This is a genomic window from Streptomyces saintjeani (assembly GCF_055409605.1).
Genome location: NZ_CP189624.1, coordinates 1,373,855 through 1,396,288, shown reverse-complemented (window position 1 = coordinate 1,396,288; position 22,434 = coordinate 1,373,855). Strand labels below are relative to the sequence as shown.

Here is a 22,434-nt window from a genome sequence, read left to right as displayed (position 1 = left end):
TCAGAGCTGTCCGACGGAGGTGACCCGGACGATCGCGCGGCCCTCGGCGTCGGACGCTTCGAGGTCGACCTCCGCGCTGATCCCCCAGTCGTGGTCCCCGTTCGGGTCGTCGAAGATCTGCCGCACCCGCCACAGCCGGTTCGCCGGCTCCTCCTGGATGACGAGCAGCTTCGGCCCGCGCGCGTTCGGACCGGTGCTCAGGTCCTCGTACTCGTCCCAGTACTTGTCCATCGCCTCGCCCCACGCGTCCGCGTCCCAGCCGGACTCGCCGTCCAGCTCGCCGAGTTCGGCGACGTGGTCGAGGGCGGCCAGCTCCACGCGGCGGAACATCGCGTTGCGCACCAGGACCCGGAAGGCGCGCGTGTTCAGGGTGACCGGCTTGACCTCGTCGGCCTTCTCCTGCGCCTGCTCGGCGGTCATCTCCTCCGGATTGGCGAGCTGCTCCCACTCGTCCAGGAGGCTGGAGTCGACCTGGCGGACCATCTCGCCCAGCCACTCGATGAGGTCCTGGAGGTCCTCGGACTTCAGGTCGTCGGGGACGGTGTGGTCGAGGGCCTTGTAGGCGCTCGCCAGGTAGCGCAGGACGATGCCCTCGGTGCGCGCCAGCTCGTAGTGCGACACCAGCTCCGTGAACGACATGGCCCGCTCGAACATGTCCCGGATCACCGACTTCGGCGACAGCGGGTGGTCGCCGACCCACGGGTGGCTCTTGCGGTACGTGTCGTACGCGTGGAAGAGCAGCTCCTCCAGCGGCTTCGGGTACGTGATGTCCTGGAGGCGCTCCATGCGCTCCTCGTACTCGACGCCGTCCGCCTTCATCAGGGCGACCGCCTCGCCGCGCGCCTTGTTCTGCTGGGCGGCGAGGATCTGGCGCGGGTCGTCGAGCGTGGACTCCACGACGGAGACCATGTCCAGCGCGTACGACGGCGACTCGGGGTCGAGGAGCTCGAACGCGGCGAGCGCGAACGTGGACAGCGGCTGGTTGAGCGCGAAGTCCTGCTGGAGATCGACCGTCAGGCGCACGACGCGGCCGGTGGCGTCCGGCTCGTCGAGCTTCTCGACGATGCCGCCGTCCAGCAGCGAGCGGTAGATCGCGATCGCCCGGCGGATGTGCCGCAACTGCTGCTTGCGCGGCTCGTGGTTGTCCTCCAGGAGGTGGCGCATCGCGGTGAACGCGTTGCCGGGGCGGGCGATCACCGACAGCAGCATCGTGTGCGTCACCCGGAAGCGCGACGCCAGCGGTTCCGGCTCCGACTCGATCAGCTTGTCGAAGGTGTTCTCCGTCCAGGCCACGAAGCCTTCCGGCGCCTTCTTGCGGACCACCTTGCGCCGCTTCTTCGGATCGTCACCGGCCTTCGTGAGCGCCTTCTCGTTCTCGATGACGTGCTCCGGCGCCTGCGCGACGACGAACCCGGCCGTGTCGAACCCGGCCCGCCCCGCGCGGCCCGCGATCTGGTGGAACTCCCGCGCGCGCAGCGTCCGCACCCGGTTGCCGTCGTACTTGGTGAGGGCCGTGAACAGCACCGTACGGATCGGGACGTTGACCCCGACGCCCAGCGTGTCCGTCCCGCAGATCACCTTCAGCAGGCCGGCCTGCGCCAGCTTCTCCACCAGGCGGCGGTACTTGGGCAGCATGCCCGCGTGGTGCACGCCGATGCCGTGCCGGACGTACCGGGAGAGGTTGCTGCCGAACTTGGTGGTGAAGCGGAAGTTGCCGATCAGAGCGGCGATCTGCTCCTTCTCCTCCTTCGAGCACATGTTGATGCTCATCAGGGCCTGCGCCCGCTCCACCGCCTGCGCCTGCGTGAAGTGCACGATGTACACCGGCGCCTGCCGGGTGTCCAGCAGGTCGGTGAGGGTCTCCGTGAGCGGCGTGTAGCGGTACTCGTAGGACAGCGGCACCGGCCGGGTCGCCGAGCGGACCACCGAGGTCGGCCGGCCGGTGCGGCGGGCGAGGTCCTTCTCGAAGAAGGAGACGTCCCCCAGCGTCGCCGACATCAGCACGAACTGCGCCTGCGGAAGCTCCAGGATCGGGATCTGCCAGGCCCAGCCCCGGTCGCCCTCCGCGTAGAAGTGGAACTCGTCCATGACGACCTGGCCGACGTCCGCGTTCTTGCCGTCGCGCAGCGCGATCGACGCGAGGACCTCGGCGGTGCAGCAGATCACCGGGGCGTCGGAGTTGACGGAGGCGTCGCCGGTCAGCATGCCGACGTTCTCCGTGCCGAAGATCTTGCACAGCTCGAAGAACTTCTCCGACACCAGCGCCTTGATGGGAGCCGTGTAGAACGTGACCTCGTCGCGCGCCAGCGCCGCGAAGTGCGCAGCCGCCGCGATCATGCTCTTGCCCGACCCGGTCGGCGTCGACACGATCACGTTCGCCCCGGAGACCACCTCGATCAGCGCCTCCTCCTGGTGCGGATAGAGGGTGAGACCGCGCTCCTGCGCCCAGGACTCGAAAGCCTCGTACAGGGCGTCGGGGTCGGCGGTCGGCGGCAGCAGATCGATGAGGGTCACACACCCATCTTGCCTGTCCGTACCCCTCTGAGGGGAATCGGCTGCCGGTGCGATGATCACGACCGCTACGCTGTGTCGCCGACGGAGTGTCAGGGCACCCGGTCAACTGGACAGCGGCACAAGAGGAACGGGGCGGGCGAGCGCCATGATGGGACCAGCACACTCACTGTCGGGCGCCGCGGCCTGGCTCGGCGTCGGAGCCGCCGCCGCGGCGGCGGGGAAGCCGATGCCGTGGCCGGTCGTCCTGGCCGGAGCGCTGATCTGCGCGGGCGCCGCCCTCGCCCCGGACCTCGACCACAAGGCCGCCACGATCTCGCGCGCCTTCGGGCCCGTCTCGCGCTGGCTCTGCGAGATCGTCGACAAGCTGTCGTACGCCGCCTACAAGGCGACCCGCAAACCCGGCGACCCGCGCCGCTCGGGAGGGCACCGCACGCTGACGCACACCTGGCTGTGGGCGGTGATGATCGGCGCGGGCGCCTCGGCGCTGGCGGTCATGGGGGGCCGCTGGGCGGTGCTCGCGCTCCTCTTCGTGCACATGGTGCTGGCGATCGAGGGCCTGCTGTGGCGGGCCGCCCGAGGCTCCAGCAGCGACATCCTGGTGTGGCTGCTGGCGGCGAGCAGCGCGTGGATCATCGCCGGGGTGCTGGACAAGCCCGGCAACGGCTCCGACTGGCTGTTCACCGACCCCGGCCAGCAGTACCTGTGGCTGGGGCTGCCGATCCTGCTGGGCGCGCTGGTGCACGACCTCGGGGACGCGCTGACCGTCTCCGGCTGCCCGGTCCTGTGGCCCATCCCGATCGGCCGCAAGCGCTGGTACCCGATCGGTCCGCCGAAGGCGATGCGGTTCCGCGCCGGGAGCTGGGTCGAACTGAAGGTCCTCATGCCGGTGTTCATGCTGCTGGGCGGCGTCGGCGGGGCGGCGGCCCTCAACTTCATCTGACGCCGGGCTCAGCCCTCGCCGTAACGCCGCTCGAAGCGGGCGACACGGCCCTCCGTGTCGAGCGTGCGGGCCTTGCCGGTGTAGAAGGGGTGGCTCTGCGAGGAGATCTCCACGTCCACGACCGGGTACGTCTCACCGTCGTCCCACTCGATCGTCTCCGCGCTCGTCGCGGTGGAGCGGGTCAGGAAGGCGTAGCCGGCGGCGCGGTCGCGGAAGACGACCTCGTGGTAGTCGGGGTGCTGGTCCTGCTGCATGAGGTCTCCTTCTGGAAGGGGGCTCGGGGGCTTTCAGCCCGACAGCGCGTCCTCGTCGACGATGTGCATCGCCGCCTCCTCCGCGGAGGACGCCGCGCCGTCGATCCCGACGTCGGTGGCGATCAGGCCGCTCTCCTCGTCCTCGTGCGCGCCCTCGTCGGGGGCGACGAGACGGCCCGAGCGGACGGAGCCGACCTCGTTGTCGAGGAGCTCGCCGTCACCGCCGTCGTAGTCGCCGAGACCGTCGCCGTCGTACGCGGAGACGTCCGGGACCTCCTCGGCGAGCCGCTGGTCCAGGGTCTCCCCGCGCCGGGCCTCCGCCGCCGTCACGCCGGTGTGCTCCACGGCCCACGGCCGCTCCGGCGGGGACCAGCCGCGGTCGAGGGGGTCGCCGACGCCGTCCTGGTCGAGGGTGTCCTCGGCGTCCAGCAGCCCCGCGTCGTCCTGCACCTCGGACCCGTCGGGCTGGTAGACGTCGTCTCCCCATCCGTCACCGCTGGTCACGCACACCTCCAGAGGGCTCGTCCACCGTCGCCCGGCACGGACCGGCACACACCGCGCGCGGGTACTGCCCTCCAACGTTCCACCCGCCCCCGCGCCCGCGCAACGGCAACGGCTGTGACGCGGGACGACGGCAGCGGGTACGGGGGCGCGGGGGCGCGGCCCCGGGACGGGGACGTGCGCTGCGGGACGCCGCCCGGCGCGGGGCCGTTCACCGGCGAGCCGAGCCCCGCGCGCCCACCGTCCACGCTCACCGGCCAGGCCCCGGCATCCCCGGGCGAAACCGCGCCGGCAGGCCCCCGCACCTCCGCCTCACCCGTGCCACGACCTCCACAGCGCCGCGTACGCCCCACCCGCCGCGACCAGCTCCGGGTGGCTCCCCAGCTCGCTGATCCGCCCGTCCTCCACGACGGCGATGACGTCCGCGTCGTGCGCGGTGTGCAGCCGGTGGGCGATGGCGATGACCGTACGGCCGTCGAGGACGCGGGACAGGGACCGCTCCAGATGGCGGGCCGCGCGCGGGTCGAGGAGCGAGGTCGCCTCGTCGAGGACGAGGGTGTGCGGGTCGGCCAGCACGAGGCGGGCCAGCGCGATCTGCTGCGCCTGCGCCGGGGTGAGGGCGAGCCCGCCGGAGCCGACCTCGGTGTCGAGACCGCCGTCCAGAGCACGCGCCCACGCGGACGCGTCGACCGCGCCCAGCGCCGCCCACAGCTCGGCGTCGTCCGCGTCGGTGCGCGCGAGCAGGAGGTTGTCGCGCAGGGAGCCGACGAAGACGTGGTGCTCCTGGTTGACGAGGGCGACGTGCGAGCGGACCTGCTCGGCGGTCATCCGCGACAGTTCGGCCCCGCCCAGGGCGACGTGGCCGGTCCGGGGCGCGTAGATCCCGGCGAGCAGCCGCCCCAGCGTCGACTTCCCGGCCCCCGAGGGACCGACCAGCGCCAGCCGCGTACCCGGCGCGACCGCCAGCGACACCTCGCGCAGGACGTCGACGCCTTCCCGGTACCCGAAGCGCACCGAGTCCGCGGCCAGCTCCCGCCCCTCGGGCGCGAGATCCGCCCGGCCGGCGTCCGGCTCGATCTCCCGCACCCCCACCAGCCGGGCCAGCGACACCTGCGCGACCTGCAACTCGTCGTACCAGCGCAGGATCAGGTTCACCGGATCGACCAGCATCTGCGCGAGCAGCGCGCCGGTGGTGAGCTGCCCGACCCCGATCCACCCCTGGAGGGCGAACACGCCGCCGAGCATCAGCACGGACGCGAGGACCGTGATGTGTACGGCGTTGATGACGGGGAACAGCACCGACCGCAGCCAGAGCGTGTACCGCTCCCAACTCGTCCATTGCCGGATCCGCAGCTCGGACAGCGCGACCCGCCGCTCCCCGAGCCGGTGCGCCTCGACGGTCCGGCCGGCGTCCACGGTCTCCGCGAGCGCGGCGGCGACGGCCGCGTACCCGGCGGCCTCCGACCGGTACGCGGCGGGCGCCCGCTTGAAGTACCAGCGCCAGCCGACGACCAGCAGCGGCACGGCGAGCAGGACGGCGGCGGCGAGCGGCGGCGCCGTCACGACGAGGCCGCCGAGCAGCAGCGCCGACCACAGCACGCCGATGATCAGCTGCGGCACGGCCTCGCGCATGGCGTTCGCGAGCCGGTCGATGTCGGTGGTGATGCGCGAGAGCAGATCCCCGGTCCCGGCCCGCTCCAGCACGCCCGGCGGCAGCCGCACCGACCTGACGAGGAAGTCCTCGCGCAGGTCGGCCAGCATCCGCTCCCCGAGCATCGCGCCGCGCAGCCGCGTCTGGTGCACGAAGACGGCCTGCACGCCGAGCGAGAGCGTGAACAGCGTGACGGTGAGCCCGAGCCGCAGCTCCCGTTCACCCGCCGACACCCGCTCGACGAGGTCGCCCAGCAGCCACGGTCCCACCATCGAGGCGACCGTCGCGACGATGTTGACGACCACCAGGACCAGGAAGGCGCGCCGGTGCCGGCGCACCAGCTCACCGACGTACGCGCGGACGGTGGCGGGCGTGCCGACGGGCAGCGTGCTCGCCGTCGTCGGCGCGGCCGGGTCGTACTGCGGTGGCTTCACGCCGATCATGCGGACTCCTCGATCTTCTCCGACTCGGGCCTGACGGTCTCGGGCTTGACGGTGCTGGGTTCAGCAGGGGCCGGTACGGAGGTGTCCGGCACGCCGCTCGCGGGTACGGCGCCGTCCGGCGCACCCTCGTCCGACACCTCCCGCGTCACCACCCCCCGGTACCGAGGCTCGTCCCGTAGCAGCTCGCGGTGCGTGCCCACGGCGGTCACCTCATCGCCGTCCACCAGGACCACCCGGTCCGCGACGTCCAGCAGCAGCGGCGACGACGTGAACACCACCGTCGTACGCCCCTTGCGCAACCTCCGTACGCCCTCCGAGATCCGCGCCTCCGTGTGGGAGTCGACGGCGGACGTCGGCTCGTCGAGGACCAGCACCTCCGGGTCGGTGACCAGGGAGCGGGCGAGCGCGAGGCGCTGGCGCTGGCCGCCGGAGAGGGAGCGCCCGCGTTCGGTGATGCGGGCGTCCATGGGGTCGCCCGGTGTCCCCTGGGCGAGCGCGTCGAGGACGTCCTCGCAGCGCGCGGCGACGAGCGCGGCGTCCGCCTCGACCGCGCCGGACGACGGCACGTCGAGCAGCTCGCGCAGGGTGCCGGACAGCAGTACGGGGTCCTTGTCCTGGACGAGTACGGCGGCTCGCGCGACGTCCAGCGGGAGCGTGTCCAGCGCCACCCCGCCCAGCTCCACGGACGGCCCCTCCTCGACGGAGTGCCCCCCGAGCCGTTCGGCGAGCCGCCCGGCCGCGTCGGGATCACCGCAGACCACGGCGGTGAGGACCCCGGCGGGGGCGAGCAGCCCGGAGCCGGGGTCGTACAGATCCCCGGCGGCGAAGTTCTCCGGGCCGGTACGGGACTCACGCACGACACCTGCCGGGGAACGGCCGGAAACAGACACCCCGTCCTCGCCCGGCACCCCGGAACCCGCCCCGCGCTCCAACGACAGCACCCGGGCCGCCCGTTGAGCCGACGGCCGCGAGAACGAGTAGGCCATCGCGATCTCCTCGAAGTGCCGCAGAGGATACGAAAGCACCGCGACGGAGCTGTAGACCGTGACGAGTTCCCCCACCGAAACCCGCCCCTCCTGCGCCAGATGAACCCCGTACCAGACCACCCCCACGAGCAGCAGCCCCGGCAGCAACCCCTGAAGCGCGCTGATCAGCGCCCACATGCTCGCGCTGCGGACAGCGGCGTGCCGGACGTCCTGGGAGGCGGCGCGGTAGCGGTCGAGGAACAGTTCCTCCCCGCCGATCCCGCGCAGCACCCGCAGCCCCGCGACGGTGTCGGACGCCAACTCGGTCGCGCGCCCCGCCTTCTCGCGCTGGACGTCGGCCCGACGGGTCGCCCGGGGCAGCAGCGGCAGCGCCGCGACCGCCACGACGGGCAGCCCGACGGCGACGACGACACCGAGCGCGGGCTGGTAGAGGAGCAGCCCGACGCAGACGAGGACGACGGTGACCGCGGCGGCCGTGAACCGGGACACCGCCTCGACGAACCACCCGATCTTCTCCACGTCACCTGTCGAAACGGCGACCACCTCACCGGCGGCGACCCGCCGGGTGAGCCCCGCCCCGAGCACCGACGCCTTGCGGGCCAGCAACTGCTGGACACGGGCCGCCGAGGTGATCCAGTTGGTGACGGCGGCGCGGTGCAGGAACGTGTCCCCGACGGCGATGGCGATCCCGAACACCAGCATCAGCGCGCCCGCCAGCGCGAGCCGGGTGCCCGACCGGTCGACGACGGCCTGGACGGCGTACCCCACGACGAACGGCTGCGCGGACACGGCCGGGAAGTGCGCCAGGCCCCAGCCCAGGGACTTGAGCTGACCGCCCGCCTGGCTGCGGCCGAGCCACCACAGGAAGCGGGGCCCGGAGCGCGCGTCCGGCACACCCGGGTCTCGGTACGGAAGATCTTGGATCTGCATGACGTCCCAGGAGCTCGTGTCAGAAGGAGGCGCAAACCGTGCCAGCCTCGCCGCGCCGGACCGCCGATCTCAACCGGTTTTCCCTCGGGCCGCCGGGATTGCGACTATGGAACGCATGCGAGGAACTGTGACGCGATCCCTGGCCGTGACCGGAGCGCTGCTCGTCGCCCTGACCGGCTGCGCGAGCACGCAGGCGCACGACAGCGCGGACGCGGGGACGAAGAAGCCGGCCGCCGCACAGGCCCTGACGACCGTTCCGGACGTCGGCCCGGACTTCCTGAAGCGCATCCCGGCCGCCTCGCGACAAGTCGTCGCGGTTTATGGCGACGGCAGGAACTCTCCGGACGCGACGGCCGTTCTCTACATCAAGCAGGGCAGAACCTGGCAGAAGGAGAGCAGTTGGCCGGCCCACAACGCGCGCAAGGGCTGGACGACCGATCACCACGAGAACGACGGCCGCAGCCCGGTGGGGGTGTTCACGCTCACCGACGCCGGCGGCGTCCTGAAGAACCCCGGCACGAAACTGCCGTACACCCGCTCCGGCGCCTTCGAGACGCCGAGCTGGTGGCAGAAGCCGTACCGGCACGACTTCGACTACGTCATCGCCATCGACTACAACCGGATCAAGGGCACCTCCCCGAGCGACCCGACCCGCCCGGAGGGGGAGAAGAAGGGAGGGAGCATCTGGCTCCACATGGACCACGGCAGCGGCACCTCGGCCTGCGTCAGCCTGTCGAAGGCGGGCATGGAACACCTGCTGCGGACCCTGGACCCGGCCGCGCACCCGGTCGTGGTGATGGGGGACCGGGCCGAACTGAGGGCCTGAACCGCACGGTTGCGGGACGCGGGGGACTCCCCTTAGAACACCGGCCATGACCAGACGGCTCATCATGTCCATGCTCGCCGCAGTCACGGCTGCGGTACTCCCGCTGACGGCGACCACGACAGCTACGGCGACCCCATCGGCTCCGGCGCCCCAACTCGCCGACGCCCCACCCGAGTTCGGCTCCGACTGGCACGACCCCCTGACCGCCGCCCCACCTGTCCCCAAGCCCAACGCCGAGTCCTGCGAAGTCACCGTCGCCCAGGCCCAGTTCCGCGACTTCACCCCGTACCGGGGGACCTACACCCCGCCCCCGGCCTGCGGGGACACCTGGAGCAAGGTCGTCCTCCGCATGGACGGCAAGGTCAAGGGCCGCCAGTACGACCGCCTCGGCTACCTCCACATCGGCGGCGTCGAGATCTTCCGCACCTCGACCCCGCAGCCCTCCCCGGACGGCATCGAGTGGTCGGTCGAGAAGGACGTCACCCGCTACACCGACACGCTCCGACGCGCACAGGACGTGGAGATGCTGATCGGGAACGTGGTCGACGACATGTACACGGGCGTGCTGGACGTCAAGGTCACGCTGACGTTCTACGAGGCACCCGGCCCGAAGCCGTCCGGAACGAAGCCGTACCCCGCGGGCTCCCTCGAAAACACCGGAGAAACCGAAAACACCGTCCCCGACAAGGTCCTCACCCTCACCCCCGACCACACCCTCACCACCCCCCGCAACAGCGAACGCATCCTCGCCGAGGTCTACGCCACCGGCTCCGGCGGCGGCTGCGAGGAGTACTGGTACCTCTCCGTCCCGACCCCGGCGCCGTACTCCTGCCAGACCCCGGACGGCCCGTACCGCGAGGTCCAGATCACGGTGGACGGCCGACTCGCCGGAATCGCCACCCCGTTCCCGACCGTGTGGACCGGCGGCTGGTCCAACCCCTTCCTCTGGTACGTCGTCCCGGGCCCCCGCGCCTTCGACATCAAGCCGATCGCATACGACCTGACCCCGTTCGCCGGCGTCCTCAACGACGGCCGCCCGCACCGCGTCGAGGTCTCGGTCGTCGGCGTCCCCGAGGGGCAGACCGGCTGGAGCGCCCCGGTCAACGTCCTGATCTGGCAGGACGCGGGGAAGAAGCAGGTCACCGGCAAAGTGACCGTTCACAGGGAGAGCGCCCCGGCCAACTCCTCGACGTACACGCCCGGTACGGAGCACCGCGTCGGCACGAAGGCCGCGCACAGCCTCACGGTCACCGGATACGCCGACACCTCGCACGGCCGCGTCACCACCACGGTCACCCGATCCCTGGCCCACACCTCCACGCACCGCTGGACCGAGGGCGAGAAGCTGGACACCCTCGCCGGGGTGTGGACGGACGACGAGACGGCCACCGTGAACAAGCACGCGACGCGCGCGCACCGGACGTACACGATGGACGGCACGACGACGACCGGCGCGGACGACCGGCTGCGGACGGTCATGACGCTCGCCGACCGGGCCACCGTCAGCGACGCGCGCGGGCGCTGGTCGCGGCTCGACGACACGTACACGGGCGACGCGACGTACACGGTCGGCGTGCCGCGCGACCAGCGGCACGGCGTCGCCACGACGACCGAGCGCTACCGGCTGACGGGCTCCCGGGGCTGCTACGACCGCACGGTCACAGCGGTCCAGGGCATGCTGACCGAGGACCGCGGCGCCTGCTGAAACCTTCCGATGTGTGATCCATCACTCATGGCGTGATTTACATATCGGCAACACGGAGGTCTTCCCTACGAGCGACGGGCACTCCAAAGTGATCGGCACGGAAGACGCTTTCCGTATCGCAGAAGTCCTGTCGGGTTTCTGTGAGTCCGCCGTCCCTCCCAGGAGTGCCCGTGCCGCAGTCCGTACCGTCCCTGCCGCGACGCGTCGCACGAACGCTGCGTACCTCGCTGTTCATCCAGGTCGCCATCGCGCTCGTGCTCGGAATCGCCGTCGGCAAGCTGTGGCCCGGCTTCGCCTCCGACCTACAGCCGCTCGGCGACGGGTTCATCCGGCTGATCAAGACGATCATCTCGCCGCTCGTGTTCTGCGTGGTCGTCGTCGGGATCGCCAAGGCCGGCGACCTCAAGGCGTTCGGCCGGATCGGTCTCAAGGCGCTGATCTGGTTCGAGGTCGCGAGCACGTTCGCGCTGATCGTCGGGCTGCTCGCCGCGAACCTCGTCCAGCCGGGCTCCGGGATGCACGTCGACCCCTCCACGCTGAACACGGCGGCGGTCGACGCGAAGACGAACGGCGGCTCGCTGCCGTCCACGACCGAGTTCGTGCTCCACTCGCTGCCGACCTCGTTCGTCGGCGCCTTCGCCGAGAACTCCCTGTTGCAGGTGCTGATCCTGGCCTGTCTCGTCGGCGCGGCGCTGCTGCACCTCGGGCACACGAGGGTCCCGCAGGTGCTGCCCGCGATCGAGCAGGCGCAGGAGATCATCTTCGCGATCGTCGGCTTCGTGATGCGCCTCGCGCCGATCGCCGTGTTCGGCGCGATGGCCGTCCTGATCGGCAACTACGGCCTCGGCGTGATCGAGACGTACGGCAAGCTGATCGCGCTGTGCTACGCCGCCGCCGCCGTGTTCATCGCGCTGCTTGCCGTCGCCCTGCGGGTCGTGACCGGGCTCAGCCTCTGGAAGTTCCTGCGCTACATCCGCGAGGAGATGCTGCTCGCGCTCGGCACCGCGTCCACCGAGTCGGTCATGCCGCGCGTCATGCAGAAGCTGCGCAAGGCGGGCGCCCGGGACGACGCGGTCGGCCTGGTCCTGCCGACCGGCTACTCCTTCAACCTCGACGGCGCCTCCCTCTACCTCTCCATCGGCACCCTGTTCATCGCGCAGGCCGTCGGCGTCGACCTCAGCCTCAGCCAGCAGATCACCGTCGTCCTGGTGCTGATGCTGACCAGCAAGGGCATGGCCGGCATCCCCGGCTCCGCCTTCCTCGCGCTCTCCGCGACGGCGTCGTCCCTCGGCGCGATCCCCGCCGGGGCGGTCGCCCTGCTCCTCGGCGTCGACCGGATCATGGACTCGATGCGCGTCGTCACGAACCTGCTCGGCAACTGCGTCGCGGTGTTCGCGGTGGCGCGGTGGGAGGGGGCGCTGGACATCGAGCGCGCGAAGAAGGTGCTGGACGGCGAGATCGACGTGACGGAGACCGAGGTCGCGGCGGAGGAAGCGGTCGTGCCCGCGCAGCTCACCAAGAAGGAGCCCGCACCCGAAGCGAGCTGACCGAGAACGCGCGGCTCACAAGACGGAGCCCGCACTCGAAGCGAGTTGATCGAGAACGCACAAGCGACCGCCGCACCCGGACTCCCGGGTGCGGCGGTCGCCGTTCTCGCTGTGCCCGCCGCCGCTTCAGCCGTGCACCGGCATTCCGCTCAGCAGCGTCCCCAGCAGTTCCCCCAACTCCTCCCGCTCGTCCCGCGACAGCGGCGCGAGGATCTCCGACGCCGCTGTCCGCCGCGCCCCCCGCAGCTCGCTCAGCGCCGTCCGCCCGTCCTCCGTCAGCTCGATACGGATCACCCGCCGGTTCGTCGGATCGGGGACCCGGCGCACCTTCCCGTTCGCCTCCAGGCCGTCCACCAGCGTCGTCACCGCGCGCGGGACCACTTCGAGGCGCTCGGCGAGGTCGGCCATGCGCGGCGGGGAGGAGTACTGCGCGAGTGTGCGCAGCAGGCGGGACTGGGCCGGGGTGACACCCAGGCCGCACTCCTCGATGTGCCGCTTCTGGATGCGGTGCACGCGGCGGGTGAACCGCAGCAACTGCTCGGCGAGCAGGCTGTCGGAATCTGGTGTGGCCATACGGGAACAATAACAGGATGCCGTTCATTGTGAGTATAGGTAACAATGAGCGTAGTCCTGATCCTGAGTGCTTCCCGAAGGAGCCCATGCACCCCGACCGAGAGAAACAACCCACCTGGAACCCACCGGCCGACCCCGAGCAGCCACAGCCCCGCCAGGTCCGCCGCATCCTGAAGCTGTTCCGCCCCTACCGCGCCCGCCTCACCCTCGTGGGCCTGCTGGTCGCCGCCTCCTCGCTGGTCGGCGTCGCGACGCCGTTCCTGCTGAAGGAGACGCTGGACGTCGCGATCCCCCAGGGGCGTACGGGCCTGCTGAGCCTGCTCGCCCTCGGCATGATCCTCAGCGCCCTCCTCTCCGGAGTCTTCGGCGTCCTACAGACGCTGATCTCGACGACGGTCGGCCAGCGCGTCATGCACGACCTGCGTACGGCCGTCTACGGCCGCCTCCAGCGGATGTCGCTCGCGTTCTTCACGCGCACGCGCACCGGTGAGGTCCAGTCCCGCATAGCCAACGACATCGGCGGCATGCAGGCGACGGTCACCTCCACCGCGACCTCCCTGGTCTCCAACTTCACCAGCGTCGTCGCCACGATCGTCGCGATGCTCGCCCTCGACTGGCGGCTGACCGCCGTCTCGCTGCTGCTCCTGCCGGTCTTCGTCTGGATCAGCCGCCGGGTCGGTTCGGAGCGCAAGAAGATCACCACCGAGCGGCAGAAGCAGATGGCCGCGATGTCCGCGACGGTCACCGAGTCGCTCTCCGTCAGCGGCATCCTCCTCGGCCGCACGATGGGCCGCGCCGACTCCCTGACCAAGTCCTTCGCGGACGAGTCCGAGCGCCTCGTCGACCTGGAGGTCCGCTCCAGCATGGCGGGCCGCTGGCGGATGTCCGTCATCGGGATCGTCATGTCCGCGATGCCGGCGTTCATCTACTGGGCGGCGGGCGTCGCCCTCCAGATCGGCGGCCCGGCCATCTCGCTGGGCACGATCGTCGCCTTCGTCTCCCTCCAGCAGGGCCTCTTCCGCCCCGCCGTCAGCCTCCTGGCGACCGGCGTCCAGATCCAGACCTCCCTCGCGCTCTTCCAGCGCATCTTCGAGTACCTCGACCTGCCGATCGACATCACCGAACGCGACAACCCCGTCCACCTGGACCGCGTGAAGGGGGAGGTCCGCTTCGAGGAGGTGTCGTTCCGGTACGGAGGCGAGGGCGAGCGCGGGGGCCGCGCCATCCTCGACGGCGTCGACCTCACCGTCCCCGCCGGCCACAGCCTCGCCGTCGTCGGCCCGACCGGCGCGGGCAAGTCCACGCTGGGCCACCTCGTGCCGCGCCTGTACGACGTGACGGGCGGCCGGGTCACCCTCGACGGCGTCGACGTCCGCGACCTCGACTTCGACACCCTCGCGCGCGCGATCGGTGTCGTCTCCCAGGAGACGTACCTCTTCCACGCGACGGTCGCGGAGAACCTGCGCTTCGCGAAACCCGACGCGAGCGACGAGGAACTGTACGAGGCGGCGCGCGCCGCGCAGATCCACGACCACATCGCGTCGCTGCCCGACGGGTACGACACGGTCGTCGGCGAGCGGGGGCACCGCTTCTCCGGCGGCGAGAAACAGCGCCTCGCCATCGCGCGGACCATCCTGCGCGACCCTCCGGTCCTGATCCTCGACGAGGCGACCAGCGCGCTGGACACGCGGACGGAGTACGCCGTACAGCGGGCGATCGACGCGCTGTCGGCGAACCGGACGACCCTGACGATCGCCCACCGGCTGTCGACGATCCGGGACGCGGACCAGATCGTCGTCCTCGAAGGCGGGCGGGTCGTGGAGCGGGGGACGCACGAGGAACTGGTGGCGCAGGAGGGGAGGTACGCGGGGCTGGTGAGGAAGGACGAGCGGGTGACGGCGGCGTAGGAATACGGGCGGCGTAGGCGTTCCGGAGGCTGATCATCCGACAAGGCGACGATATGCCCGGTTTTTGACGGTGTGCGAGTTAACGTGCCCGCATGCAGATGAACACTCCGCCCCGGAGCGCGATCCGTCTGACGCGCCGCGGCCGAACCGTCCTCGTCGTCACCGGGGCCGTCCTGGCCGCTGCCGCGGTGGCGGTGCCGCTGCTGAACGTGGAGCGGCCGACTCCCGAGGCCGCCAAGCCCAAGGTCCTGACCATCCCCGAGGGCTGGCGCTCCGGCCAGGTCTACGAGGCGGTCGACAAAGCGCTCGCCCTGCCGGTCGGCACGACCCGCAAGGCCCTGCCGAAGACCGGCCTCAGACTCCCGGCCGACGCGGAGGGCAACCCCGAGGGGTACCTCTTCCCCGCGACGTACCCCCTCACCGGGAAGCCGACCCCCCAGTCCCTCCTCGCGTACATGGTCGACACCGCGAACAAGAAGTTCAACGGCGCCCCCATGGCCGCCGGCGCCCAGCGCAACGCGATGAACGTCTACCAGGCCGTCACCATCGCCAGCATCATCCAGGCCGAGGCCGCCACGAAGGCCGACATGGGCAAGGTCGCCCGCGTCGTCTTCAACCGCCTGGAGCGCGGCATGCCCCTCCAGATGGACTCCACGATCAACTACGCCCTCAACCGCTCGACCCTGAACACGGCGGACGCCGACACGAAGATCGACAGCCCCTACAACTCGTACCAGCGCATGGGCCTCCCCCCGACCCCCATCGACAACCCCGGCGAAGAAGCGATGCGGGCCGCGCTCACCCCCACCCCCGGCGACTGGCTCTACTTCGTCACCGTCAAACCCGGCGACACGCGCTTCACCGCGAACTACGCCGAACACCAGCGAAACGTGGCGGAGTTCAACAAGGCCCAGAAGCCGAAGGCCGGCTGACGGCTGCCTGACCAAGGCCCTCAGCGTGGCGGTGTCGTGGAAGCCGGCAGGTTTCCGTTGAAGCGGCCGTCCGCGAAGGCCGAGAAGTCGACCTTCCCCGGGATCAGCTTCAGTTCGGTGAACGTGTCGGCGATCTGCTGCTCGGAGTCGATCGCCGACTGGTCGACTGCGACCGGGACACGGGTCGAGTGCGTACGTCTCACCGACGCGAGCGCGACGTCGTACGGCAGGCCCGTGTCCTTCGCCCACACCTTCGCCCAGTCGGCCTGGTGGCCGGACACCCAGTCCTGCGCGCGCCGCAGCCGCGTGAGGTAGTCGGCGATGGCGGCGGCCTTCTCGGGGTCCTTGAGCGCGGCGGGCGCGGCGACCTGGAAGCTGAGCCCGTTGACGACCCCCTGCCCGGTGGTCAGCGCGCGCCCCTTCTTCGCTTCGAGGGCCTGCGAGGTGTACGGGTCCCAGACGGCCCACGCGTCGACCTTCCCGGAGGTGAACGCGGCGAGTGCGTCGGCGGGTTGGAGATAACTGACCTGTACGTCGGAGAGGGTCAGCCCGGCGGCCTTGAGGGACGCGATCAACTGGTAGTGCGCGGAGGAACCCTGCGCGACGGCGACCGAACGGCCCTTCAGGTCAGCGGTCCTGGTCAGTTTCGAGCCGTTCGGCACGAGGATCGCCTCGCCCTCGGCGGACCCGTGCCACGCGGCCACCACCGTGATCTTCGACCCCGCGCCCGCCGCGAAGACGGGCGGCGTGTTGCCGACGGCGCCGATGTCGACGGCCCCGGCGTTGACGGCCTCCAGGAGCGGCGGGCCGGAGGTGAACGTGGACCACTTGATCCGGTAGTCGAGGCCCTTGAGTTCGCCCGCGGCACGCAGGACCGCTTCCGAACCGCCTTTCTGGTCACCGACGTCGAGGGTGAGAGGGCCGGTGCCGTCGGTGGCGGAGGAGGTGCCGCCGCAGGCGGTGAGGAGGAGGGCGAGGGGGAGGAGTGCGGCGGGGAGGAGGCGGCGTCGCATGGGGGTCCGTTCAGGTTGAAGTGGGGAGATTGCGGAGGGAGTTGGGGAACTCAAGGGTGAAGTAGTCGGACTTTCGCTGGAGTTGGGAAACTCGGTGTCGAAGTAGGTGGACTTCGGCAGGGGTTCACGGCGATCGGGGGTGTGCGGCGGCGTTGCGTCGTCGTGTTCAGGCCGCCGCGTCCACCCCCAGCCGCCCCAGCAACTCCGTACGCAGCTCCGCGAATCGCGGATCGGACAGCTCGCGCGGCCTCTCCAGGCCGACCTGTTGCTCGTGCGCGATGACCCCGCCGTCCATCACCAGGACCCGGTCCGCGAGCAGGACGGCCTCCTCGACGTCGTGCGTGACGAGCAGCACCGCGCACCCGCGCCGCCGCCACAACTCACCCACCAGCCGCTGGGCGTTGATCCGCGTCAGTGCGTCCAGCGCCCCGAACGGCTCGTCCAGCAACAGGAGATCGGGCTCACGCACCAACGCCCGCGCCAGCGAGGCACGTTGAGCCTCACCGCCGGAGAGCGTCTTGGGCCACGCGTCCGCCCGGTGGCCGAGCCCGACCTCCTCAAGTGCCTTGTCGGCGACGTACCTTGGGGGACTGCCCGGCAGCCCGAGCAGCACGTTGCGCCACACCCTCTTCCACGGCATCAGCCGCGGTGCCTGGAACGCGACCGCTTTACGGCGCGGCACCAGCACCGTCCCCTCGATCTCTCGGTCGAGCCCTGCGAGGATCCGCAGCAGCGTCGACTTCCCGCACCCGCTGCGCCCGAGCAGCGCGACGAACTCGCCCGGCCTGATGTCGAGTTGGAGGCCGTCGATGACGGCACGCCCGTCGAAGGACCGCGTCAGCCCCGCGACCCGCACCGCCTGTCCGGTCACCGGCCGGTGAACGTCGGTCGCCATTGCAGCAGCACCCTCTCCAGAGAACGGACCACGAAGTCGGCGAACAGGCCGAGGAACGCGTACACGATCAGGCAGACCACGATCACGTCCGTGCGCAGGAAGTCCCGCGCCTGCACCATCAGGAACCCGATCCCCGAGTCCGCGTTGACCTGTTCGGCGAAGACCAGCGCGAGCCAGGCGATGCCGAGCGAGTACCGCAGCCCGGTCAGCGCGCCGGGGAGCGCTCCCGGCAGCACGACATGCCGGACCAGTCCCCACCTGGACAGTCCCAACGACTCGCCCGCCTCGACGAGTTGGGCATCCACGCCGCGGATCCCGGCGTACACGTTCAGGTACAGCGGGAACGTCACCCCGAGCGTGATGATCGCGACCTTCGGGGTCTCGCCGATCCCGAACCAGATGATGAACAGCGGGATCAGACCGACGAACGGCACGGTCCGCAGCATCTGCACCGGCGCGTCCACGAGATCCTCGCCGACCCTGAACAGCCCTGAGAACAGGGCGAGTCCGGTGCCGATGAGGGTGCCGAACAGCAGCCCGAGGGCCACGCGCTGGAGCGACGTACCCATCGCCGACGTGAGCGAGCCGTCGGTTACCAGCTCCTTGCCGACCTCCGCGATCCGGCCGGGGGAGGCGAGGACGTCCGACGCCAACACGCCGGTGCTGGACAGGAGTTGCCACAGGGCGAGGAGGAGTGCGGGGCCGGTCGTCCGGCGCAGCCAGCGGGGGACGCGGGCTCGGCGGGAGGTGTGGGGGAGGATCGGCCGGAGTTCGAGATCGCGGCTGCCTCGAATGTCGGACTCGGCCGCGTCGGGTGGGGGTGGCGGGGCATGGCTGATGCTCATGGGGGCTCCACAAAGCGGTGGGGGAACACGCCCCGGCAACGCCGGGCCCGGCAGAACCTAGAGCTCTGCCCGGGAAGGGCCTACCGAGAGGTGAAGGGCGTCAGCAGCCGCGGCGACACGCGGCGGAGGCCACCCGCAGCAGGTCGATGTGACCGCGCGTGGTGAGCAGGGCTGAACGCAACATGCGGCTGAACGTAGCCAGTGGGGGAGGGGGTGGTCAACGGGTGTCTTGAGAAGTGGACTTCGGGGGGTGGGGCTGCGTTGGGGAGTGGGGCGGTCGGTGGGGCTGCGTTGGGGACTGGGCTGGTCGATGGGGCTGCGGTTTTTGGGGATCGCCTCAGTCGCGGCGGCGGCGACGCCGACGACGCGTACGCGGCCGACAGCCGTTCCGTGTCCGCGACGAGGTGCCTACCGCCGGCACCCGCAAGGAGAGGACCTACCGACCAGCACCCCACGACCCGGACGGCGACAATGACCCCATGTCCGATGCCTTCACCACCCGCGTCCTGCACATCACCTCCGGCTCCAGCGAACGCGTGATCGACCTCACCCGCGACTGCGAATCCTTCCTCCGCGAGGCCGCCGGCAACCGCGACGGCCTCCTCAACATCTTCGTCCCCCACGCCACCGCGGGCATCGCCGTCATCGAGACCGGCGCCGGCAGCGACGACGACCTCCTCGCCGCCCTCCACACCCTCCTCCCCGCCGACAACCGCTGGACCCACCGCCACGGCTCCCCGGGCCACGGCCGGGACCACGTCCTCCCGGCCTTCGTCCCACCCCACGCGACCCTCCCGGTCCTCGCGGGTCACCTGGAACTGGGCACCTGGCAATCGGTGTGCCTGGTGGACACCAACAAAGACAACGCTAACCGTCAGGTCCGGCTCAGCTTCCTGGGCTGAGCCGGAGCCTCGATCAAGATCGCCTTAGGGGTGGCCGCGGAATCTCCGTACCTTGAGCGCCCCACGCGGAGAAGCCTTGCGCGGTACGGACCTGACCTTGATCGAACGACCCTACGACGGATGCGGAAAGTGCCTGCTCGGCGTGCGTCGGCTGTCGAGGATGAAGCTCGCCACATCCTCTCCGGAGCGCCAGCGGGAAGACGTGCTCACAGCGGTCGCCGCTGTAGGCGGACACGTCATCGGCTGGGCCGACGACTGGGAGGTCTCGGTGGTCGTCCGAGAGGTCGCGCGCCGCATCCTCGCCGACCCGGAACGCAACACCCCGAGCAGCGAGGCGGCACGCCTCTCCCGTGCGGGAGAACTCTCCCCCGCTGACCATCTGGCTGTCATGTACGGGAAGCGGGCGAGCGGTCGCCCTTGGCAGCCGGCAAGCTTGAAGAACATCCTTTTCGGCTTCGGGGAAGGCTGCCCGTTGGACGGCGAGGAAGGCGGTGGCGAGCATGCAGGTGGTGATGTGCCGGTGCCAGGGAGTCCACTTGCGGACCTGGTACTGGTCGAAGCCGACGAGTTGCTGGTCGAGCTCGTTGTCCTCCTCGATCTGCCAACGGGCACCGGCCCGCGCGATGACCGTCGGGACGGTGGTGCCGGCCGGTGCGTGGGCGAGGAAGTAGGCGATCTCGCGGTGGAGTTCGCCGTCCCTGCCGCGCCGGTCGGGGCAGAGGGATCTGCGTAGGACGATCCAGTGTGTGTGCCCCTCGGCCGGTGTTTCGTCCCTGACGTCCACGGCGAACGCGGTCCAGTCGTAGAGCCGCATCCCCTTGGCACCGTGGCTACAGGAGCGGCGTTCCCACTGGTCACGGACCTTGGCGTAGTGGAGGAGGTCGTCGGCTCGCCCGACTGCCGGTTGGCGGGGCTTGCCCGGCGGGCCGTCCAGCGGCAGGTCGACGGGGACGCCGAGGACGTAGGGCAGGGCGCGGTCGTGGCAGAAGGTCCGCAGCTGCGGATCGCGTCCGCAGCCGGAATCGGCCGGCACCCAGGCGAAGGGGACACGGGCGGCCAGGGCGTCGGTGAGCATCGCGACGGCCAGTTCGGGCTTGGTGGCGAAGCCGACGTCGTCGGGGATGCCGGCCTCACGGCAGCGGTCCCGGTCGCCAGTCCATTCCTCGGGCAGGTACAGGCGGCGGTCGCAGAAGGCGTGCCCACCGGCGGCGGCGTAGGTCGGCATGACCATGGTCTGGCAGTTGCGTACGTCGCCGGTCGTCCCGCAGTGCTGGAAGGCCACCCCTACCGACTTGGTGCCCTTCGTCTGGGCCTGCGTGTCGTCAATGACCAGCGACGCATCCGCATCGCCGAGATGGTCCACGGCGTAGTCACGGACCGCGTCACGCGGCCGGTCCGCCTCCCACACCGATCCGTTCAGCAGCCATTGCATCCGGTCCGCGGTCAGGTGCCCGGCCCGCTCCGCGAGCGTCTACCCGTTCTTCTTCGGCAGCCCCGCCGGCAGCCCCTCGGCGAACTGCGCGAACACCACCCGCGGCTCCGGCCGATTGAACAAGGACCCCAGCGATCCCGTCAGCCCTGTCAGTTCATCACGCCACTCGGCTATGAAGTCAGCCGTCACATCCCGCATCATGCCCGGTCAACGACAACCCTGGAACCTGGTCACAAGATCTCCGGCTGTAGTACTTGTCCGTGGTGCGCCCCGGCGGCGTCACCCGGATCGGTTCGTGCGATGTGGGTGCGCTTCTTCGGTGGGCCGAGGGCGTTCGCCCTCAACGCACCGTGTGGAGGGCGGCGTTGCCGAGAACGTCCGCCACCTGCTTCCATTCGGTGAGTGACATCGTGAGCGGAGGGAGCAGCTTCAGCACGTGTCCCTGTCCGGAGGTCTCGGCCACGATCCCGGCGTGGAACAGGGTCCGCTGGACCCCGTCGGCGACCGCGGCGTCAGCGAACCTCAGGCCGCTCATCGCTCCCTTGCCGACGACTTCGGCGATCCCCGTGGGGAGCGCGGCGTTGATGCTCTTGAGACTGGTGGGGATCGCGGCTGCCAGTTCCGCGGTGTGCTCTGTGAAGTGCGGGTCCGTCCAGTGGTCCAGGGCGGCGGAACCCGCTACGAAGGCGAGGTTGTGGCCGCGGAAGGTGCCATTGTGTTCGCCGGGGGCCCACTGGTCGATCTCGCGGCGGATCAGCAGGGCCGCCATCGGCAGCCCCATCCCGCTGAGCGACTTCGACAGGCATACGAGGTCGGGGCGCAGTTCCGGGGCGTCTTCGAAGCTGAAGAAGTTCCCGGTGCGCCCACACCCTGCCTGGATGTCGTCCACGATGACCAACGCGCCTGCCGCATCGGCGAGTTCACGCAGTCGGGCGAGCCAGGCGCGGGGTGCCGTGTGCAGTCCGCCCTCGCCCTGGACCGTCTCCAGCAGGATCGCGGCGGGCGGGGCCGCCTCGGCCTGCGGGCCGAGAGCGCGTTCCAGGGCGGTGACCGGGTCGGTCCCGTCCGGGTGGGCGGCGTCGCCGTAGGGGAGGATCGTCACGTCGGTCAGGGGCACCCCCGCCGCCCCGCGCAGCAGCGGGGAGCTGGTGGCAGCCAGTGCTCCGAGCGACGCGCCGTGGAAACCGCCGGTGAAGGCGATGACCTCGGTGCGTCCGGTGACCTTGCGGGCCAGCTTCAGAGCGGCCTCGACCGCGAGAGTGCCGGCCGGGCCGGGGAACTGCACCACGAAGTCGCCCAGACCGCGGGGTTCCAGGACGAGGCTCGTGAAGCGCTCCAGGAACTCCGCCTTGGCCGTGGTGTGCAGGTCCAGCGACTGTACCGGCCCTCCGGAGGCGAGGTACGCCGTCACCCGCTCGACGATCGCGGGTGGGTTGTGGCCGTAGTTGAGCGATCCCGCCCCGCACAGCAGGTCGATGTAGCGGCGTCCGGAGGTGTCCCACAGGTGGTGTCCGGCGGCTCGTTCGAACACTACCGGGAAGTCGCGGCAGTAGCTGCGTACGTTCGACTCGTGACGTTCGAACACCGATAGGGGCGTCCCGTCGGTCTCGGTCATGTCAGCACGTACCTTTCATCAGT

19 protein-coding genes and 1 pseudogene are annotated in these 22,434 nt (G+C 70.7%); 7 read left to right on the top strand and 13 right to left on the bottom strand.

The window, feature by feature from the left end:
• Positions 1-2,514 (bottom strand): DEAD/DEAH box helicase, encoded by a 2,514-nt coding sequence (locus ACQCO7_RS06115; protein WP_464070859.1) that lies wholly within the window; start codon positions 2,512-2,514, stop codon positions 1-3.
• A gap of 145 nt (positions 2,515-2,659) precedes the next feature.
• On the opposite strand from ACQCO7_RS06115, the gene ACQCO7_RS06110 reads away from it, so the two are divergent.
• A complete protein-coding gene (locus ACQCO7_RS06110; RefSeq protein ID WP_050373152.1) occupies positions 2,660-3,454 on the top strand; it encodes a metal-dependent hydrolase in 795 nt (264 codons plus the stop codon).
• An 8-nt stretch (positions 3,455-3,462) separates the two neighbouring features.
• Here the strand turns inward: ACQCO7_RS06110 and ACQCO7_RS06105 are convergent, their stop codons facing one another.
• The 4 genes from ACQCO7_RS06105 to ACQCO7_RS06090 form a co-directional block, all read right to left on the bottom strand.
• Positions 3,463-3,708 carry a type B 50S ribosomal protein L31 gene (locus tag ACQCO7_RS06105; RefSeq protein ID WP_010355419.1) on the bottom strand — a complete coding sequence of 82 codons (246 nt, stop codon included), beginning with the start codon at positions 3,706-3,708 and terminating at the stop codon, positions 3,463-3,465.
• Positions 3,709-3,741: 33 nt separating this feature from the next.
• Entirely contained in the window at positions 3,742-4,212 is a 471-nt protein-coding gene (locus ACQCO7_RS06100) for a DUF5709 domain-containing protein (RefSeq protein ID WP_464070858.1), read from the bottom strand.
• Between the two features lie 309 nt (positions 4,213-4,521).
• Positions 4,522-6,303 (bottom strand): ABC transporter ATP-binding protein, encoded by a 1,782-nt coding sequence (locus ACQCO7_RS06095; RefSeq protein WP_464070857.1) that lies wholly within the window; start codon positions 6,301-6,303, stop codon positions 4,522-4,524.
• Positions 6,300-8,219, bottom strand: coding sequence for an ABC transporter transmembrane domain-containing protein (locus tag ACQCO7_RS06090; RefSeq protein WP_464070856.1), 1,920 nt, complete (start codon positions 8,217-8,219; stop codon positions 6,300-6,302). The genes ACQCO7_RS06095 and ACQCO7_RS06090 overlap by 4 nt, the downstream gene beginning before the upstream one ends.
• 127 nt (positions 8,220-8,346) lie before the next feature.
• Here ACQCO7_RS06090 and ACQCO7_RS06085 point away from each other — a divergent pair, with 127 nt between their 5' ends.
• The 3 genes from ACQCO7_RS06085 (at position 8,347) to ACQCO7_RS06075 (ending at position 12,297) form a co-directional block, all read left to right on the top strand.
• Entirely contained in the window at positions 8,347-9,045 is a 699-nt protein-coding gene (locus ACQCO7_RS06085) for a hypothetical protein (protein WP_464070855.1), read from the top strand.
• Positions 9,046-9,091: 46 nt separating this feature from the next.
• A complete protein-coding gene (locus ACQCO7_RS06080) occupies positions 9,092-10,750 on the top strand; it encodes a peptide-N4-asparagine amidase (protein WP_464070854.1) in 1,659 nt (552 codons plus the stop codon).
• A 170-nt stretch (positions 10,751-10,920) separates the two neighbouring features.
• Positions 10,921-12,297, top strand: a complete 1,377-nt coding sequence (locus tag ACQCO7_RS06075) for a cation:dicarboxylate symporter family transporter (protein WP_464070853.1) — start codon at positions 10,921-10,923, stop codon at positions 12,295-12,297.
• 126 nt (positions 12,298-12,423) lie between these two features.
• Here ACQCO7_RS06075 and ACQCO7_RS06070 read toward each other — a convergent pair whose 3' ends face one another.
• Complete coding sequence (locus ACQCO7_RS06070) at positions 12,424-12,870, bottom strand: MarR family winged helix-turn-helix transcriptional regulator (protein ID WP_464070852.1); 447 nt, start codon at positions 12,868-12,870, stop codon at positions 12,424-12,426.
• Positions 12,871-12,956: 86 nt separating this feature from the next.
• Between ACQCO7_RS06070 and ACQCO7_RS06065 the strand changes: the two genes are divergently transcribed.
• Positions 12,957-14,777 (top strand): ABC transporter ATP-binding protein, encoded by a 1,821-nt coding sequence (locus ACQCO7_RS06065; protein WP_464070851.1) that lies wholly within the window; start codon positions 12,957-12,959, stop codon positions 14,775-14,777.
• A gap of 92 nt (positions 14,778-14,869) precedes the next feature.
• The gene (mltG, locus tag ACQCO7_RS06060; protein ID WP_464070850.1) at positions 14,870-15,709 is read left to right on the top strand and encodes an endolytic transglycosylase MltG; all 840 of its coding nucleotides are present in this window, start codon (positions 14,870-14,872) and stop codon (positions 15,707-15,709) included.
• A 20-nt stretch (positions 15,710-15,729) separates the two neighbouring features.
• Here the strand turns inward: mltG and ACQCO7_RS06055 are convergent, their stop codons facing one another.
• The 4 genes from ACQCO7_RS06055 to ACQCO7_RS06040 all read right to left on the bottom strand — a co-directional run bounded on the left by ACQCO7_RS06055 (position 15,730) and on the right by ACQCO7_RS06040 (position 18,646).
• Positions 15,730-16,722 carry an ABC transporter substrate-binding protein gene (locus ACQCO7_RS06055; protein ID WP_464070849.1) on the bottom strand — a complete coding sequence of 331 codons (993 nt, stop codon included), beginning with the start codon at positions 16,720-16,722 and terminating at the stop codon, positions 15,730-15,732.
• A gap of 166 nt (positions 16,723-16,888) precedes the next feature.
• Complete coding sequence (locus ACQCO7_RS06050) at positions 16,889-17,617, bottom strand: ABC transporter ATP-binding protein (protein WP_464070848.1); 729 nt, start codon at positions 17,615-17,617, stop codon at positions 16,889-16,891.
• Positions 17,590-18,462 carry an ABC transporter permease gene (locus tag ACQCO7_RS06045; RefSeq protein WP_464070847.1) on the bottom strand — a complete coding sequence of 291 codons (873 nt, stop codon included), beginning with the start codon at positions 18,460-18,462 and terminating at the stop codon, positions 17,590-17,592. The genes ACQCO7_RS06050 and ACQCO7_RS06045 overlap by 28 nt, the downstream gene beginning before the upstream one ends.
• A gap of 100 nt (positions 18,463-18,562) precedes the next feature.
• Positions 18,563-18,646: a putative leader peptide gene (locus ACQCO7_RS06040; protein ID WP_349817350.1), complete on the bottom strand. Its 84-nt coding sequence runs from the start codon at positions 18,644-18,646 to the stop codon at positions 18,563-18,565.
• Between the two features lie 295 nt (positions 18,647-18,941).
• Here ACQCO7_RS06040 and ACQCO7_RS06035 point away from each other — a divergent pair, with 295 nt between their 5' ends.
• Entirely contained in the window at positions 18,942-19,364 is a 423-nt protein-coding gene (locus tag ACQCO7_RS06035) for a secondary thiamine-phosphate synthase enzyme YjbQ (RefSeq protein ID WP_409113291.1), read from the top strand.
• Positions 19,365-19,377: 13 nt separating this feature from the next.
• On the opposite strand, the pseudogene ACQCO7_RS06030 reads toward ACQCO7_RS06035, so the two are convergent.
• The 3 genes and pseudogenes from ACQCO7_RS06030 to ACQCO7_RS06020 form a co-directional block, all read right to left on the bottom strand.
• Positions 19,378-20,823 (bottom strand): annotated as a pseudogene (locus tag ACQCO7_RS06030) (IS701 family transposase); the annotation flags it as partial.
• Between the two features lie 12 nt (positions 20,824-20,835).
• Complete coding sequence (locus tag ACQCO7_RS06025; RefSeq protein WP_464070846.1) at positions 20,836-20,985, bottom strand: hypothetical protein; 150 nt, start codon at positions 20,983-20,985, stop codon at positions 20,836-20,838.
• 151 nt (positions 20,986-21,136) lie between these two features.
• Positions 21,137-22,411, bottom strand: a complete 1,275-nt coding sequence (locus ACQCO7_RS06020; RefSeq protein WP_464070845.1) for a diaminobutyrate--2-oxoglutarate transaminase — start codon at positions 22,409-22,411, stop codon at positions 21,137-21,139.
• Positions 22,412-22,434: the final 23 nt, after the last annotated feature.

Coding starts and splice junctions, on each gene's coding strand:
- ACQCO7_RS06110 (WP_050373152.1), top strand. CDS start 2,660: ATGATGGGACCAGCACACTCACTGTCGGGCGCCGCGGCCTGGCTCGGC.
- ACQCO7_RS06105 (WP_010355419.1), bottom strand. CDS start 3,708: ATGCAGCAGGACCAGCACCCCGACTACCACGAGGTCGTCTTCCGCGAC.
- ACQCO7_RS06095 (WP_464070857.1), bottom strand. CDS start 6,303: ATGATCGGCGTGAAGCCACCGCAGTACGACCCGGCCGCGCCGACGACG.
- ACQCO7_RS06090 (WP_464070856.1), bottom strand. CDS start 8,219: ATGCAGATCCAAGATCTTCCGTACCGAGACCCGGGTGTGCCGGACGCG.
- ACQCO7_RS06080 (WP_464070854.1), top strand. CDS start 9,092: ATGACCAGACGGCTCATCATGTCCATGCTCGCCGCAGTCACGGCTGCG.
- ACQCO7_RS06070 (WP_464070852.1), bottom strand. CDS start 12,870: ATGGCCACACCAGATTCCGACAGCCTGCTCGCCGAGCAGTTGCTGCGG.
- ACQCO7_RS06065 (WP_464070851.1), top strand. CDS start 12,957: ATGCACCCCGACCGAGAGAAACAACCCACCTGGAACCCACCGGCCGAC.
- mltG (WP_464070850.1), top strand. CDS start 14,870: ATGCAGATGAACACTCCGCCCCGGAGCGCGATCCGTCTGACGCGCCGC.
- ACQCO7_RS06055 (WP_464070849.1), bottom strand. CDS start 16,722: ATGCGACGCCGCCTCCTCCCCGCCGCACTCCTCCCCCTCGCCCTCCTC.
- ACQCO7_RS06050 (WP_464070848.1), bottom strand. CDS start 17,617: ATGGCGACCGACGTTCACCGGCCGGTGACCGGACAGGCGGTGCGGGTC.
- ACQCO7_RS06045 (WP_464070847.1), bottom strand. CDS start 18,462: ATGAGCATCAGCCATGCCCCGCCACCCCCACCCGACGCGGCCGAGTCC.
- ACQCO7_RS06040 (WP_349817350.1), bottom strand. CDS start 18,646: ATGTTGCGTTCAGCCCTGCTCACCACGCGCGGTCACATCGACCTGCTG.
- ACQCO7_RS06035 (WP_409113291.1), top strand. CDS start 18,942: ATGTCCGATGCCTTCACCACCCGCGTCCTGCACATCACCTCCGGCTCC.
- ACQCO7_RS06020 (WP_464070845.1), bottom strand. CDS start 22,411: ATGACCGAGACCGACGGGACGCCCCTATCGGTGTTCGAACGTCACGAG.